The sequence below is a fragment of the Flavobacterium sp. genome (assembly GCF_044369455.1).
In the GTDB taxonomy this organism is placed as follows: domain Bacteria; phylum Bacteroidota; class Bacteroidia; order Flavobacteriales; family Flavobacteriaceae; genus Flavobacterium.
The window spans coordinates 37,340-55,770 of the sequence record NZ_JBIPLW010000003.1; the positions used below are offsets into that span (position 1 = coordinate 37,340).

Genomic DNA, 18,431 nt, shown 5'->3' on the forward strand with positions numbered 1-18,431 from the left:
TTTAAAACTGAAAATAAATAAATTGTTGTTCCGTTCCATTAAAATAGAAGATAGCAGCAATAACTAAATAATAAAAACTCCATCGAAAAAACCGAGGCCAATTATCGCAAAATTTAGCAATAGCATACTGATTTTGTCTTCCCAACCATTCTATTGTAATAAATAATCCAATAAATGCAAACAATACTAGCGGGGTTATTGTTGGTATAGTAAATAATGATTTCGAAAAGATACCGGAAATATAAATAAAAGCATGGGTTACATCTTGAACTCTAAAAAATATCCAGGCAAATACTGTTAAACTAAACGTAATCAGCATCATTGCTAATTCTTTTATACTTGGTAAAAATTTCCCTTGTGCAACGATATCGAGATGGTTTCTATTAGTGTTAAAAATAATAGAAGGCATGATGTATAAAGCGTGTAATAATCCCCAAATAATGAACGTCCAATTGGCGCCATGCCAAAATCCACTTACGATGAAGATGATAAAAGTATTTCGAATTTTTATCCACATGCCGCCTTTACTTCCTCCCAACGGAATATATAGGTAATCTCTAAACCAAGTTGATAATGAGATGTGCCATCTTCGCCAAAATTCGGCAATATTTCTAGAAAAATAGGGAAAGGCAAAGTTTCTCAGTAGATCGATTCCGAATAATCGTGCGGTTCCAAGGGCAATATCTGAATACCCCGAAAAATCACCATAAATTTGGAAAGTAAAAAAAAGAGCACCAAGTACTAAATTGCTTCCAGATTGTTCTCCTGCATCATTAAAAATTTGATTGGCATAAATGGCACATTGATCAGCAATAACTACTTTTTTAAAAAGTCCCCATAATATTTGTCGCATGCCATCGCTAGCAATGGAAAAATTGAAAGTTCGCTTATTTTGAATTTGAGGCAATAAATGGGTGGCTCTTTCAATAGGTCCAGCAACTAAAAGCGGGAAGAAACTAACAAATACCGAATAATCTATAAAATTCTTTTCTGCCTTAATGCGGTCTTTATAAATATCAATGACATAAGACAATCCATGAAATGTATAGAATGAAATTCCAACAGGAAGTATCACATTTAAGGTATACGGATTGATTTTAAAGCCAAAATTTGAAATCAATCCAGCAAATGATTCACTAAAAAAGTTATAGTACTTGAATATTCCTAAAAAACCGAGATTAATGCTTACACTCACTACGAACCAAAACTTTTTCTGGGCTTTACTTTTAGAATCACTCATTTTCAATCCCGTATAATAATCTAATAACGTAGAGAAAACCAATAGAAACAAAAAACGCCAATCCCAGCAAGCATAAAAAAAGTAACTCGATACCAGTAGTAATATGTTTTGAAGTTTAAAATTTTTATTGAAAACAAACCAATACAATAGAAAAACTATGGGCAAAAAAATGGCAAAATTTAAAGTATTAAATAGCATACTCTTTTTTATTATTTTATTATTAATCAGTTATGTCTTTTGATTTAGTAACCTCGCTTTTTTTAAAATGAACAACTTTGTTTTTTAAATTTAATAGCATTTTTTTTTCAAAAATAAAAAGCAGTAAAAGATAGGTGCATCCTCCGACTACAATTTTTAGTAGTAAACCCAATAGCAGAGAAAAATCGAAAAAATGATTCAAAGTTAACATGGTTATAATCATTGATAGTGTAGCCAATAACACGCCTTTTAAATTTACATAAATTTCGAACAAACTAATATTAAGTTGCTTTATGGCAATACCATAAATTGGAAAGAAAAGCAACAAACTGGCTATAAAATAACTCCATGCCACTCCTTTTAATCCATAATTAACACCAATAATAAAGGCGATTATTAAGATAAAATTAGTAAACAAAGACACTTTAAATGCAATATTTACTTTACCTAAAGAATTGTAAATTAATCCGTTTAAGGAAACTATAGATTGGATGGCACCCAATCCGCTTAAAATGGAAAGTATCGGAATCATTGCCGACCATTTGTTACCAAAAAATAAAAGCACAAATTCTTTCGATACTAATGAAAGCCCTATCATTAAAGGAAATGTAATTAGTGCTATGTATTGAATAATGTTTAAATAATACTTTTTTAATAATGCTACATCATCTTGTTTTTGGGAAAATGCAGGAAACATCACTTTGGTGACAATTGTAGAAATATTTCTTAACGGTAACAGCATTAATGAATAAGCTCTTGTATAAATCCCTAAATCAGTACTTCCTAAAACTTTTGCAATAATAAAATTGTCAAAATTTCGCGACCAATAATTGACACTTGCTTCACCCATAAAATTTAATCCATAGCTTGATAATTCTTTAATTTTATTCCATTCAAAAATGAATAATGGAATCCATTTTGAAACCATCCAATACAAAATAGCGTTAAGAATTGCTGTAATTAAAGTCATCATAACTAAAGACCAAACGCCATATCCTTGATATGCCATAATGAAAGCAACTAAATAGCCAATAAGCATGGCAATCCAATTTATAATTACTTTTTTTTTGAAATGCATTTCTTTAATTAGAATGTTGGCTTGTACTGAAGTGAATGCGGTGAAAATAAATGACAAACAAATAACTCGAATTAGGAGTTTTAATTCGGGTTGATTATAAAACACGCTAATCAATGGTGCACAAATATAAAAAAGAGCATATATTAAAAATCCAATGCCAATATTCAGCCAAAAAACGGATGAAAAATGTGCTTGAGTAACTTCTTTCTTTTGAATTAATGCAGCACTAAAACCTAAGTCAATAAAAAGAATTGCAAAATTTGAAAATATAGTAACCATTCCCACAATTCCAAACATAGAAGGCGTTAAGACACGAGCCAGAAAAATACTAAAAATTAAAAAAATAATTTGAGATAGAATTTGGTCAATAAAAGTCCATTTCAAACCACTTTTTACTTTGCTTTTTAGATTCATTTTAATTTAAAATTTGAGACCAATTCACAATAATTCGATCATTACTAAAATAATCTTTAATGAATGCTTTATTTTTTGACGCTATGATTTTTTCAGAACTAATAGTATCAATGATGAAGTCAAGTTTTTCAGAAAGTTCACCAAAATCATAAATTTCATGATAGTTTAAATTCGCTTTTCTATATGTTTTATAAGGCAACCAGGAACCTGTAATAACAATATTTGAGGCATATAATAATTCTAACATTGTTCCGCTTAATGCATCTGAAATAGGTGCGTGAATAAAAATATCAGAGGCTAATCTCGATACTGCTAATTCATCGTTTACAAAGAATTTTTCTAAAATCACAAAGGAAATGTCTAACCTATTTAAAACTTCGGTTAATTCTTTTGTATAGAGTTCCTTTTCACTTAATGTAATGGCGTAGTTGAGATTAATAATCAGATGGATTTTATTTTTATGCTTTACATTTTCTAATGTTTTTATAATTTTCAAATGATTATTAGCGGTACTTCCGCTATGACCAATTAAGATGTTAAGTTTATCATTGGAATAGCTGTTATTTGATTTGAAAAGATTTATTGCTTCTTGGTTCTGTTCATTAACATCCATTAAATCATAAATTTTTTCATAGGTTGGGAATAAAGCAATTTGAATCCTATCGGTCAGATTTCTTCCAAATTTTGAAAGTATGATTTCTTTTAATTCTTGGGATTGACAGGTAATAATGGTTGCTTTGTTTAGTGCTTTTTTAACAAAGTAAAAATTCAGAATATCATTAGTTCGCAATAAATCAGAACCCCAAAACGAGCAGACAATTTTTTTGTTTTTTGGCACTAAGAACAATTCTCTTAGATAACTGTACTGCATAAAATGAAAGTGGAACGTATCATAATCCTGAAAGTTGTTATTTCTGATAAAGAAACTTTTAGCAATTAGTTGTTTGTAACAAAAGTGAAATGCCTTACCCATTTTTTTTTCTACAAAAAGGATAAAGTAAAAGGTTTGATAAAAGTGCTTTGAAAACAGGCAGAAAAATAAAGCACGTACTATTGAGATTAAATTATTTTTTAAAACTATTTTTTTATTATCATACATCCAAGTTTCATGAGAAGAGTCGGATGTAATTTCATTATAAAATGGCACCGAAATACTATAAGACGCGTCAAACTTTTTTAATGTTGAATATAAAAAAGAGAGGAAATTGTTTTGACCCAGACCTAAAACTAGTATTTTTTTGCTCATTTTTTTGTTATTTAAGTATCGACATACAACCAATTGTAAAACACAATCAAATTAATAGATAAAAGCCTAACTTATTGCATTTTAAGGATTATTTTTTTTCCTAGGTTAATAAATGGTTTTTCAATATACCTTTCCGATAAAGCAGCAAAAGCAAAGGTTACAATAACGGTTAGAATAAACATCAAAATAAGCAAGATGTTTTTATTCAAATAGTCAGATAAATTAAGCGATGCTTTACTCGAGAAGTTCAGAAAAATGAAATGAATGATATACATCGAATAGGAAACGGTTCCTAATTTTATCAAATAATTAAAATTTAAGGACTCAATTTTTTTGAATATATTAATTAAAAAGACAAATGAAATTGCAGACAAAAATGGAATTAATGAAAATGAACCTTGCAAATTGGAGTTCCATAATATAAGTGAACAACTCGTAAACATAAGAAATGCTAGTAAATCAAATTTCCAATTGAAATTAAAAACCGATTTTTTTTCATATAAATAATAAATAATTCCAATACAAAACACCGGAATTTGATTCACAAGATTGTAATACATAAAGCTGTTATTTTTGACTATTTGCCCTGAGGAAATTGCAATTAAAACAATAAGTAATTGAGAAAAACAAAGTAAAACGAATAGCAGTAAAAGAGCTTTTCCAAAAGCTGCAGTTGCCCATTTTTTTGCAGCTAAAAATAATAAAGGAAATAACACATAAAATGCCATTTCCGTCCCAATTGACCAACCACCAGGAACAATATTATTATTAGCTGGCGGGTAAAATCCATGAAAAAATAAAAAATTCATTAAAATATTTATTACACTATATTTTTCGGGTACAATAAATAGTCCCGTTTTATTCCACCCCAATAACAATTCTAATAGCAAATAGCCTAGTAATCCTAAATAATAAACAGGTGCAATTCTGAAGAAACGACGAATTGCATATTTTTTTAACGATTGTGTCTCACTTATTCTATTGGATGTGGATAAACACAATGTATATGCTGACGCAACAAAAAATAATTGAACTCCCATTTGACCATAGGAAGTAAGTAGATGAGGTACACTACTTAGACCTCTTATTTCTTGTCCAATGTGACCAAAAATGACCATTATTATAGCTATTCCTCGAATTGAATCAATATGCTTTAATTTCATTTTTTTGAACATTACGTCATTACAAATTCAATAAATTATTCCTTTATGAATTTAAAGCTTGTTTTAACATTCTCTGAAATTATGTTTATGAAATAAATACCTTTACTTAAGTCCGACACATTTAATGATAAATTACTAGGATTTGACATGTGTTTCATTAACTGTCCAAGTGAATTATAAATAGAAATGGTATCAACTGTTCTTACATCAGAAGAATGTATAGTTAACACTTCTTTTACTGGATTTGGATAAATTATAAAATTTTCAGAAGAGACAAAAGTTTGATTCGCTAAAACTTGGATGATTGTTGACTCATTATTTGTTGATAAAGGTGTTTTAAAATCGAAATAAATAGTGGCGCTGTTGGAAAAAATATCACCTTCAGACAAAGTAGGCAAAGTTTTAATTTTGAACAGTACATATCCTGCATTATTAGTAGAAGCAAAACCTAAATTTATAGTTTCAAAAATAAATTCTATCGTATTTGAATTGGTTACTCTAGTTTCAAAAATAGCACTCGCATCAAGAGGAATTACGGTAGCAATGTCATATTTACTGAGATCAATTATATCTTTTACAACTACATTTTGTGCTATTGCGTTTCCGTTATTTGTAAAGCGAATACAATAATGAACATATTCGCCTACTTGTGATGTAGAAATGCTATTCCCTTCGATGCAAACTTTATCATTAGTTGTAGTTGAATCAGCAACTTTTTGAATGAATGATATTGTATTATCATTAGGTGTTTCATCAGCGGCAGCAGTTGTGATAGATGCACTAAATGGTAACAATTGGCCAATGTTTACCGCTGGTGTGTCTGTTGAAGAATTTGCTTTTAGTGTCACTAAAATGGATCTTGTTTCAAGCGGATTTAAACTTGTAAAAATCCAATTTAAGTTGTTTGTACTTTGAGAAGAATTGACTGGATTTGATGAGACGAAATTTAAAACAGCATCGTTAAAATTTAAGTTGATTGTACCTGATTGTGTCGTTGTACCTTTATTTTTATATACTATTTTATATTTTGATTCTAAATTTGGAATAGCATTGTTTACGGGTAGAATAGCAATTTCTAAATCGTTATGGTTACCGTTTGGAGTAATGCAAAAATTTTGTGCAAAAGGACTAGATTGAGAAGGAAACGCTACCGATACTGTAGAAGGAGCAATTGAAAAATAGTTTGAATTCTCTACTATTGGTGTAATGGTATAGGAACCATTTATAATTGATTTAGAAAAATTACCAGAATTGTTCGCAAAAAGATTTTCAGTAACTGAACCATCAGAGAATGACATTTGTAAAGTAGGGAATACAGTATCTAATGCATCACATCCATTCGTATTGGAGTCAAATTTACTGTTTCCTTGAATGGTATACGAAATACCTCCAGGCACAAATGAACAATAACTATTGACATGACAATTAGTATAATTATTATTATTAATTTCATCCTGAATAAATTCCATTTGAAATGGGTCTGCACAAATATATTCTAAAGTAGGATTTCCCGCGAATTGCAAGTTATTTTCAAAACTTCCATTTTTTATAAACAAACTGGTCAATACGTTATTCGAGCAAAATAGATTTTGAAAATTAAACAAATTGCTCAAATTCAATGTTGCAATTTGATTGTTTGAACAGTATAAAGATTGTAGATTATTTGTTGATGATAGGTTTAAAGTTGTAATTTCATTTGCATTACAACTTAAGACTAAAAGTGCATTAAGTCCGTTTGTATTTAAATCAATTATGGAATTATTATTGCAATACAAATACTTTAAGTTAGTCAAATCACTAATTGCTAACGTAACAAGTTGATTGTTATCACAGTTTAGATTTTGTAGTTGATTGGTATTTAAAAAGCTTATGGTTGTAATTAGATTATTCGAACAGTTTACATCTTCTAATTGAGTTAAACCATCAAGATCAAGAGCGATTAAAATATTATTGCTACAACTAAAATTTATTAATCCAATCAAACCACTTAAATTAATCAAAGTTAATTGGTTGAAATTGCAATTCAATTCGCTTAGATTAGATGTGTTTATTAAATTTAAAGACGTTAATAAATTATTACTACAGTCCAACTCATTAAAATTTACTAAACCATTAATTGTCAGCGAAACCAATAAATTTGTGTTGCAATTTAATAATTCAAGACTCACTAAGTTGGTGGTATCTAGTGACGACAACCTGTTATTGCTGCAGTTCAAAGAAATAAGACTAATTAAATCAGTTAAGTCAATAGAACTAATCAGATTGTCATTACAATTAACCTCAGTTAAATTTAATAAGTTATTCAAAACTAAACTAGCAATGAGGTTGTAGCTACAGTTTACGATTTCAAGATTCGTTATTCCGTTAACATTTAAATTAGTAAGTTGGTTGAATTGACAATTTAAATTTTGTAGTTCGGTTAAACCATTCACATTTAAATTACCTAACTGATTAGAACTACAATTCAATGTAGTAAGATTGATTAAACCTGAAACATTTAAGTTGGTAAGTAAATTATTTTCGCAACTAAGTAATAGTAAATTAGTAAAGTTGTTAATTCCGCTCAAAGAGGAAATGGAAGAATTATCAATTTCTAAAAAGGCTACTTCTAAGGCTTCTGTAAGTTCGATTTCGTTATTTGAATTAGCATCAATAGAAAAGTAATCGCCATTTAAATTTCTCGCAATAAAATTACTTGAACTAGATTCTAGGAGTTTTGATTTGAAAGTTTGGTCTGAAAATGTTATCGTTTGTGCCTTTAAAGAACCAAAAAATAACACAAAAAATAATAATAAATATATCTTTTTCATGGTAAAAATTAAAACCATAAAGGTAAAAATGAATTACTTGCTATTATTTTTATATTGTTATGTTTAAGTTATTTTTTAATTAAGGAGAAAAAAAAAGGCTGCCGAATGGCAGCCTTTAAAACTATGATTTAAGGATTAGTTTTTGATTAATTTTTTAACCAATACTTCATTATCAGAAGCGTCAACTAATCTAACAATGTAAATACCATTGCTTAAATTTGAGATGTTTTCATTGATAGTATTTCTACCCTCTTCCAAGTTGATTGTTTTAGAGTTCAATACCATTATTCCATTGATAGAATAGATTGACATTTGAACTGCACCAACTTTTGAAGCATCAATATCAATATTGAATTCTGATGTTGCAGGGTTAGGATATACTGATGCATTGCTATAAGCTTTTTCATCAATAACTTTAGCTTCAGCCATTCTTGGTAATGTAGCAGTTAATGTAATTGATTTTGTTGGTGTATTTACACCACAATTACTGCTAGCAAAAACAGAAACAACATTTGTAGTTGAAGCTAACGGTACATTAGTAAAATCAACAACAACCGAAGTTGTTCCTTGACCAGAAACAATTACCGCACCATTCACTACTGACCATGTATATGAAGCAGCATTTGTAACAGCAGGAATTGAAATAGTTTTTGGAATTGTTCTGCTAAATGTTGAACCGCCTCCTATAACTCCTACCGGTAATAAAGTAGCCGGAGCAATAGTAAGTGTTTTGTTAGTTGTACTATTACCAAAACCATTAACTGAAGTAATAACTATAGTTTTTGGAGTTACTGTAGCAAAGTTACTTGGATATACCACTGAGAATGTCAAATCACTTGTTGTAATAGTATTTGTTGGATTTGAAGGAAAACTTGCAGAAGTAACCACAGAACCAGCAGGACCAGTAATGATGTAAGAACTTGCTAATAAAGACGCTGTTATAGTGTAGTTATAAGTAGTTCCACAGCTAATTGCAGTAAGAGGTCCTGATACAATTGAAACAGCTAGAGGTACTGTATTTGTTACTTTTAACAATTTAGCTGTTGAAGCTGTTGCAGGAACAGCAGTAGCATTGTTTGTAACTGAAGAACCAACTCCGTTAACCGCTTTCACACCAAAATATAATGTGGTAGTACCTGGTGCAACACCAAATAAATCAACAGTGATAATTCTTGTATTTCCACCAGACAATTGAGTAACACCCGCTGGTAATTCCCAAGAGTAAGAAGTTGCATTAGCTGAAGCAGCAGCTGTTAATGTTAATGCAGTAGTTGTACCTAAAAATTTACCTGCATTAGTTATAGCTGTAGTAGTAATACCATTAGTTAAAGCTAAAGTTGCAGGAGCTAAAGGAACTGCTGCTGTTACTTTTAACAATCTAGCAGTTGAAGTGGTTGCAGGAATAACAGTTGCAGCTGAGTTATTTGTAATTGAACTACCAATTGCGTTTACAGCTTTACATTCTAAATACATAGAAGTAACTCCTGGCGCTACACCAGCAAAATCAATTACAATAACATTTGAATTTCCACCTGAAATTTGATTAACACCCGCTGGCAATGTCCAAGCATATGAAGATGCAGTTGCAGATGGAGTTGCAGTCAATGTTAATTGCGTTGTTGTACCAATAAATGGAGTAACTATGCTCACTGCAGTTGTTGGAGTCGCTGGTAAAACAGCAGCTGGATTCGTTAATTTCAATGCACTTGGAGCATTAGGTATTGCAGCTGTGAACTTCTTCAATTTTGAAGTTTTTGGAGCAAAACCACTTGCAGTGTACGTTGTACTTCCTTGTATATTAGGAGGTGTAATTAATGTCTGTGTTGCTGTGTATGTTGTATTAAACAAACCTGGAATTCCAGTTAAATTAGCTACAACATCAGCGTTTGCTGTATTAGATGTAGTTGAGTAACCAACACCGTTAAGTGATCTAACTCCGAAGTATAATGCCGTTGTAGCAGGGTTTGTAACACCAGCAAAATTTACCAAAATAGAGGGTAAGTTACTTCTAACTACCGTTCCGTATTGTAAGTAAAGTGCAGTAGTAGAAGGATATGCACCACCACCTTGATATCTTTGAGCACATTGAGAAACAGTAATTGTTGTTGGAGTACCATTTACATTAATTGTGTACGTAGTATTAGAAACTGTCCAGAATCTAGTTCCAAGAGGAAGCGAACCTGTTGATGGACTAAAAAATGGCTCTGAAGTATAGTTAACCGTTGAGTTTACTGGAGCAGGAGTTCCTGCAGGAATACTTATAGTAACACCAGCTGGTAATTCCCACTCATAGGTTGTAACACCTACAACAGGAGATGCAGTCAAAGTTAATGGAGTGGTAGAACCCATATATTTTGCATACGAAGTAAGCGCCGTAGTAGGAGTAGTTGAAGCAGTATCATACATATTGATTAAAGTAGGAGCAAGCGGTAACGCTTTAGTCAATGCTAAAGTTTTAGCAGCAGTTCTACAACCACTTGCATTAACCGCTTGTACTTGTATTGATCCAACAGCACCAGCACCAAAAGGAACGTTAGCAAAGTTTACTGTAATTGAATTGGTTCCTTGACCACCGGTAATATTTACTCCCAAAGGCATTGTCCATAAATAAGCTAGTGAACCATCTATAAATGCAGGTACTGAGTAAGTAAATACAGCTGTTGTTCCCACATAATTTCCAATTGCAGTTACAGAAGTTGATCCAGCTGGACCTACACCTGTGATTGTACCAATAACTTCAGTTGGTAAAGCATTTATAGTAACTGTTAACAATACTCTTGCGCTTTCTCCCGTTCCTGGATTAATTTGAGAAACATAGTAGTTTTTAACACCAGTAACAGTTGTAGCAGGTGTTGGAGCTGTAGCTGAACCTACTCCACCAGTAGCAACAGTATACCATAATAAAGAAGTACCAGATCCTGTTATAGTAGCTGTTAATGGAGTAGCAACAGCACCTTTACAATAGGTAACGTTTGTTACCACTGGAGTTGTACCTGCCGTAGGAGGAATTACAAAAGGAGCAATGGCGCTATCAGTAAAATTAGCTCCACCAAGCGCTGCACTTCCAGTTGCTGGTCTGTAATCTAATCCTAAATAGGTATTTGTAGTAGCATTATAAGGCGAAGCCAAAATACCTGAACTAGATGCTTGTGTAGTGTTTCCATTTGATGTAAACCAATTCGCTGCACCTACACCTGTAGCTAAACTAGCTGGGTTAACACCACCTGTGAAACTACCAACAGCACCAGCCATAATATTATTTACAAATTTCAAAGTACCGTCTGGAGTTGCGTTGCTTACAGTAGCGGCTCCATCAACAAATAAGATACTTTGTTTGAAATCCATAAAAATTGAATTGAAAACTTTCAATTGTGTTTCTCTTCTTAAACGTAACGCTCTTTCATGTCCAGTAGCTAATGCTGTAGTTGGTAATAAAGTAGCACGGAAAGATGGTCCTACTGAAGTAATGTTTGTAAATATTGCAGAAGTGGTATCAAAACCAGCAGGTGATACAGCTCCAGTAGCATTATTATCTGACTCAAAACTTTCAGAAGTAGAAACAGATGGGTTATCAGCGATAGCAGGATCTCTTACGATTAAACCAAATTGTACTAGACCTTTGTAACCGTTATCAGTATCAAAATCGTCATCTAAATTTCTGAATGAAACTAAGTGCTTACAATTTACAGAACCACCAAACCATTCAAAAGCATCATCATTAGTGTAGGATACTTGAACATAATCAATGGTAGTACCATTTCCTACAGCTCCCATTGTTAAACCATTAATTTCGTTGTTAGGTGAGAAAACATAACCACCAAATTCAATTCTAACATATTTTAATGTTCCTGAATCATCATTGTTGATAGCAGAAGCTCCACCACCATATTCAGTATTAGCATTTGCCGTAATACCTTCGATGTTATTAACACCGTTATTTAATCCTGCAGGAACATTGGCATTAAATCCAGCTCTTCCTAAAAGGATAATTCCACCCCAATCACCAGGTTGTCTTCCTTGAGCAACTGTTTTTCCAGAGGTAAATACAATAGGACTAGTAGCAGTTCCGATAGCATTTAATTTAGAACCTCTAGTAATAATTAAAGCAGTACCATTAACAGAGGTAAGACCTTTAATCACTACACCAGGTTGAATTGTTAACGTAGCATTGTTTCTTACATAAATCAAACCTGTTAATTTGTAAGTTCTTCCAGACAACCACGTTGTGTTAGTTGTAATGTCAGCAGTAACGTTTACTACAGTTGCAGCATCAGGGTACGGTTCATTGATTGGGTCAAAGTTGGTCCATGAATCCGTCCACATTGGAGTTCCAGGTGCAAAGGCACCACGATAAGTTGTTGACTCAAAAAATTGTTGAGCATTTGCAAAGTTGACAAATAATGCCAAAAGCGCAATTAAATAATTTTTTTTCATTTTTAAAAATGTTATTTTGTTAGACAAGGCAAACTTAGATTTAACAGAATAATTTAGTGTAAAAAATGAATTAAATAAAGATGATTATTAAGTAAAGTAATCGTTTTCTACTTTGCCCTTAATGTAAATTTTTATTTTACTATTTGTTAAGTTAGTATTAACAGGCCTATTTATGACAAAAATCTAGCATCAAATGTTAACGTATGTTTAAGAAATTTACTTTCCTTCTAAAAATTTTTTATACCAAACACCTGATTTCTTTATAATTCTTTGTTGCGTAGAGTAATCAACATATATTAAACCAAATCGTTGTTTGTAACCTTCAGTCCATTCAAAATTATCCGTTAAAGACCATACAAAATAACCGATAACTTTATCCGTTTTTTCTTTTGCATATAAAACTTGTTGCAAATAGCTTTCTATAAAATTGACACGTTTTTCATCATTGATTATATCCAATTTAACTTCATCTTGGAATGAAGCGCCATTTTCGGTTATAATAATTTTTTTGACCCCATTATATTCACTAAATTTTAAAATCATCATGTAGATAGACTTCGGATGTATTTCCCAATTCATTAAAGTGGAGTCAACATTTCTTTTATTAGCGGGAACTAATTTTGCATTCAAATAAGGTGTATAAGAATGATGTTCTACTACTTCTCTTGTATAATTTTGAAGACCAATAAAATCAAAATCTACTTTTATTAATTCCTCATCACCTTTAAGAGTGTATTTAGAAATATGTTTTAAAAAAGGCAATGTTGCAATCGGATATCCTAAACCTAATGATGGTTCTAAAAAGGCTTTGTTTAAAAGAGTATCGATTCTTTCAGCGGCTTTAATGTCTTTTTCATTATAGGTTTTTGGAGTAATATAGGTACATGAAAAAGTAGTTCCTACCTGAGCACTTGGGTCAATTTTTTTGATAGTTTTGAAACCTATAGATTGGCAAAGTAACGAATGATGCATTGCGGGTAAAAAGTTATTGATTCCTTTTTTTCCTGGTGCATGAATGCCTAAAAAATAACCAGCACCAACAAAAACAGAAGGTTCATTTAAGACCACCCAATACTTAACTTTGTTTTTAAATGCATTGATGCAAACCGAAGTATATTCTTCAAACCATTCCAAAATGCTTCTATTAGTCCATCCACCTTTTTTTTCTAGTTCGAGAGGTAAATCCCAATGATATAGTGTTACAAAAGGTTCAATATTATTTTCTTTGCAAGCATCCAATACATCATGATAAAAATTGATTCCTTCTTGATTTATTTCTCCAGTTCCGTTTGGTAAAATTCTAGACCACGATATTGAAAATCTAAAAAAAGGTATTGATAATGCTTTAACTAGTTTTATATCGTCTTTATAATTTTCATAAAAATTAGTTGCAATATTTGGAGAATCATTATTTAATATCGCTTTTTTTCTGCTTGAAAATTCATCCCAGATTGACGCTCCTTTTCCAAATTTATCATGATTACCCTCAGTTTGAAACGCAGATGAGGATACACCCCATAAAAAGTCTTCGCCAAAATCAGCTTTAGAATAATTGAACGTTAAATCGATATTTTGCTCGAGATTTTTCATTTTAATTATTTGTCAATTTGACCATCTTTAATTAAAACGTTATGATTTTTAATAATTAAATCAATAATATCTTTTACGTTGTCTTTATAATCAACTTCAACTAAATTAGTACTGTTAACCCATTCTAATATGGGTTCAATCATTTTTTTATTAAATTTTTTAAGTACGGTAACTCCCATTTCTTCTAACATAGCGGCGTTACAATGTTGCTCATATTGTTTTTTCATCGGAATTACTAATAATTTCTTTTTAAGAAATAAAGCTTCACTGGTTGTGCCAAATCCGGCGTTAGTAAATATGCCTTCAGCCGAAGCCATACTTTTCAAAAAAAGTTCAGAGTTTATAGGGTTTATTGATATGTTATGCACTTTGTATTTTTTTGAACTATGTTTAGAAAAAACATGCCATTCTACCTGTTCAATTTTTTTTAATTTTTTAATAATTTGTATATCATCATAGGAAGGTAAGTAAACGGTATAATGACCATTATTTGTTGGGGTAATAGCTCTTACTTCTTTTCGAATTATTGGTGTAAATACATTAGTATCTAAACTTTTAAAATGTAAGCCGTAATTATAATTTGTAGGAGCATAATTTTGTAAAATCAATTTGCCCATTAAATCATCATTTTGAGGTTTAGGCGCTAAATGATGCAAAGCGGCAACTTGATTACTAAGTCCAATACATACTTTTTTTGCTTTTATAGCAGCCCATACAGAAATAGGCTCAAAATCACTTATTATCAAATCATATTCTTTGATTTTAAGTGCTTTTATGTCTTTTAATAGTTTTCTTGAATTTAATTTTAAAAACGTTTCCCAAAAATTAATCCCTCCCTTTTTCCCAAAAATAAAGGAAAGTCCTTTAAATTTATATTTAACCTCAAATGGGAGCTCAATATCAGATTGAATGCCGCTTACCAGGATGTCTAGATCTCCTTTTTTTTGCAAATAGGGAATGATCTCGATTGCTCTTGTGATATGACCATTACCAGTACCTTGAACGGCGTATAGAATTTTCATTAATTTAAATTTATTTCTAACTATAAAAATGATAGCGGTTACTAAAATTTAAATAATTGTACTTTTATAGTTGTTTAAATATCCAAAGTTTTCTTCAATAGTGACTAAAACAATCGTTGAGATGATTTGGAATTTTGTTTTTAAATTAAAAATTATAGGTCATCGAAAAAGAAAATGTTGGGCCAAATTTAGTACGCCAATAGACATTATCGTATTTAGGATTAAAGCCATCTTCATACAAATAATCTCCAGTAAAAATATAATTTCCTAATGTTTCAAAAGTTCCGTATCTATCCGCTTGTGAGTAATCGTTTTGATAGAAAATTTGGTCTTGAGCCAAAATGTTTTGAACATTTAGTTTCAATTCTATTTTGTTTTTCATCAAACTTTTTGCTACTTGAAAATCAATTATTGTTCTTCCTTTTTCCCATAAAGCGGGATTGAATTCATTTCCAGCAATAGCAACTCGGTTTCCTACTCTGTTTAAGTTTGACGAAAAGACCCAGCCATTTTCTTTGTTCAAATATTGCAAACCAACGTTTATCACAAAAGGCGATTGACCCTGAAGCGGAATGCTCGAATCTGTATTAACGGAACTAATACTCGAGACGTCTACTACTGATTTAATTATTGCGGTATTTGCAAATAATGTGATGTCATCAAAAACGGTAGTATTCTCGTTTGTAAAAATAGAACTCAATAAGGTTCTGAATTCTAATTCTATACCACTGTTTACAGCACTATCTGCGTTTCTATAGGTTACCGTTTTGTTATTAATTTCTTGTTTAAGTTCTATAGGATTTGTGAAATTTTTTCTAAAATAAGAAACTGAAAATAGTTGTCCTTTACCAGGATAAAATTCATAACGCAAATCAAAATTATTAACTTTAGCTATTTTCAAAGTGTCATTTCCTTGAGTGAAAAATTGAGTCGTAAAATCGTAAAATCCAAAAGGTGCTAATTCTCTATATTCAGGTCTATTTAAAGTTTTAGAAAAACTGATACGTAAATTCTGTTTACTTGTAATAGCATAAATTAAATTTACGGATGGTAATAGGTCATTTTGTTTTTTATTTAACGCTAAATATTCAACTTCAGTTTTTCTTGCGTCCAAAGTTTGCGTGAAACTTTCTAATCGAGCTCCCCAAATGAGTCTAAACTTTTTATAACGATGATCCAACATAAGATACCCGGCATGTAATTTAGATGTTGCAAAATAGGTATCCGTAAATTTTGTAAAATCAAAAAGGGTAAAACCATTTAATCCTGAAGGTTGTGGCCCCATATTGGCAACATTAAATATCGTAGCATTTGGTAATTCTAACAGATCTGTATCAAATAAAGTTCCTGGTGGTTGTCTCAACTCATTATATTGTAGTTGACGCGCAAAAAAGTCTCTTTCTCTAAGTTGTGTGAAGCCACCAATTTTTATTTCATTGTTAAAATTTTCACCGATCAAGAACTTTCTTGAAATATCTATTTTACCTCCTGTAATAAATTCTTTCGTTTCAGACCAAAACATTCCACCGCCATAATCAGGACCACCATTATTAGCTGCAATTGCAGCAATTGGAGTATTTTGTGCTGGATCTGTACTGTCAGGATCAGCTATAGTATAAATATTCCTGCGCAGATTTGGAATATCTCTATTTATATCACTATAAAAGCCTGTCCAGTTCAGTTTAATTTTTGGTTTAGAAAAATAATGTTCCCCATTAAGCTGTCCTGAATAAATTTTACTGCTTGTAAACCATCTTACATCTGAAACAGTTAACCTAACATCTGCAACATCATTCAGACCAGACCTTTCTACCACTAAATCAGTGGAATTCAAACTCAAAATATTTTTAAAAGAAATAGAATGATTATCATTAAATTTCAAAGAAAAATTGGCTAATGCTGCAGTTAATACTTGTTCGCTATAGTTTTTATCATTAAACGTTTCAAGTAAAATCGCTGGTAAATCTTGGCCAGGATTGTCATAATCATTTCTCAAAACGGTATTAAAATTATTTGATTTATTATTGGAAACCGAAAACATTATACCTAATGTTTTGTCCTTGATATCAAAGTGATGGCCTAGAGAATATTGAAAGCTATAATTTGGGCCAAAAGTGCTATCATTTATGTTCCAATCGGATTGAAACGATTTTGCTACATCTACTCTTTCTTGAAAACCCAGAGTGCTAAATACCTCAACATTAGGAATGGTGGAAGGTATAGCACGCGTTCCGTTATCAAAGCCCAACCAATCAGTGCCACTACCTTTATAAGTTCTTTGATTTTTACCAGTTGTTATGGTATTGTACCCTGAACCAATAGTTACCGATTGAAAATCTTTATCAGGAACCGATTTTGTATTTATTTGAACAACACCTCCAGCAAAATCGCCTGGTAAATCGGGTGTCGCTGTTTTGGTGATAATTAAATTATCCAACATATTAGAAGGGAAAATATCAAAAGAGAAGGCTTTTCTATCAGATTCTGAACTTGGCAATGGAGCTCCATTTAAAAAGGCGGCATTATAACGATCATTCAAACCTCTAATAATTACAAAACGATTGTCTTGAATACTCGCGCCACTTATTCTCTTTAATACATCTGAAGTATTTTTGTCGGGAGTTCTTTTTATGGTTTCAGCAGAAATACCATCAGATACATTGGCACTGTTTTTTTGAGCTATCAATAATGATTTAACCGATTCTGTTTTGGCTTTTGTTCTTGTAATTACCACTTCATCCAATACATTTTTTTGGGAATTTAATGAAGCATTTAAGTTGGTTGTTTCATTAGCTATCACGTTTATATCAGATACGGCTTTTGCTTGATAACCTACAAATCGGAATTCTAATTCATAAAGACCAACAGGAATATTTCTAAAAATGAATTTTCCTTCAGAATCACTAGTTAGGGTTTTTTTCAATTCTTTGATGGTAATATTAACTCCAGGTAATGATGATCCATTTGATTCATCTACAACGCTTCCTGAAATAATTCCAGTTTGAGCAGTAATTGCGTGCGATAGGAGAAGTAAGATAGTAGCGTAAAAAAATTTCATCTGCGGAGTTTTAGTTGTGATGCAAACTAAGTACAGAAGTGTGAAATTATAGTTAACCTAAAATTATAAAATTCAAGATTATCATTATGAAAATATTAATTAATCATTACCAATTAAAATGTAATAGTTAGGAATGTTTTAAAATTGTTAATAATTTATTTGCTGTAGTATGACAAAT

At 31.2% G+C, this 18,431-nt stretch carries 9 protein-coding genes; all 9 read right to left on the reverse strand.

The window, feature by feature from the left end:
- Window position 1 precedes the first annotated feature (1 nt).
- The 9 genes from ACIQ2L_RS03990 to ACIQ2L_RS04030 all read right to left on the reverse strand — a co-directional run bounded on the left by ACIQ2L_RS03990 (window position 2) and on the right by ACIQ2L_RS04030 (window position 18,253).
- Entirely contained in the window at window positions 2–1,438 is a 1,437-nt protein-coding gene (locus ACIQ2L_RS03990) for an MBOAT family O-acyltransferase (protein ID WP_396156674.1), read from the reverse strand.
- Between the two features lie 22 nt (window positions 1,439–1,460).
- Window positions 1,461–2,930: an MOP flippase family protein gene (locus ACIQ2L_RS03995; RefSeq protein ID WP_396156676.1), complete on the reverse strand. Its 1,470-nt coding sequence runs from the start codon at window positions 2,928–2,930 to the stop codon at window positions 1,461–1,463.
- Between the two features lies 1 nt (window position 2,931).
- On the reverse strand, window positions 2,932–4,176 hold the full coding sequence (locus ACIQ2L_RS04000; RefSeq protein ID WP_396156678.1) for a hypothetical protein: 1,245 nt from the start codon (window positions 4,174–4,176) through the stop codon (window positions 2,932–2,934).
- 71 nt (window positions 4,177–4,247) lie between these two features.
- Window positions 4,248–5,339, reverse strand: coding sequence for an acyltransferase family protein (locus tag ACIQ2L_RS04005; protein WP_396156680.1), 1,092 nt, complete (start codon window positions 5,337–5,339; stop codon window positions 4,248–4,250).
- 35 nt (window positions 5,340–5,374) lie between these two features.
- Complete coding sequence (locus ACIQ2L_RS04010) at window positions 5,375–8,149, reverse strand: T9SS type A sorting domain-containing protein (protein ID WP_396156682.1); 2,775 nt, start codon at window positions 8,147–8,149, stop codon at window positions 5,375–5,377.
- Between the two features lie 135 nt (window positions 8,150–8,284).
- The gene (locus tag ACIQ2L_RS04015) at window positions 8,285–12,583 is read right to left on the reverse strand and encodes a T9SS type A sorting domain-containing protein (RefSeq protein WP_396156684.1); all 4,299 of its coding nucleotides are present in this window, start codon (window positions 12,581–12,583) and stop codon (window positions 8,285–8,287) included.
- Between the two features lie 216 nt (window positions 12,584–12,799).
- On the reverse strand, window positions 12,800–14,173 hold the full coding sequence (locus tag ACIQ2L_RS04020; RefSeq protein WP_396156686.1) for a GH1 family beta-glucosidase: 1,374 nt from the start codon (window positions 14,171–14,173) through the stop codon (window positions 12,800–12,802).
- Window positions 14,174–14,178: 5 nt separating this feature from the next.
- Window positions 14,179–15,195, reverse strand: coding sequence for a glycosyltransferase family protein (locus tag ACIQ2L_RS04025; RefSeq protein ID WP_396156688.1), 1,017 nt, complete (start codon window positions 15,193–15,195; stop codon window positions 14,179–14,181).
- Window positions 15,196–15,340: 145 nt separating this feature from the next.
- A complete protein-coding gene (locus ACIQ2L_RS04030; protein ID WP_396156690.1) occupies window positions 15,341–18,253 on the reverse strand; it encodes a TonB-dependent receptor domain-containing protein in 2,913 nt (970 codons plus the stop codon).
- Between the last annotated feature and the right edge of the window lie 178 nt (window positions 18,254–18,431).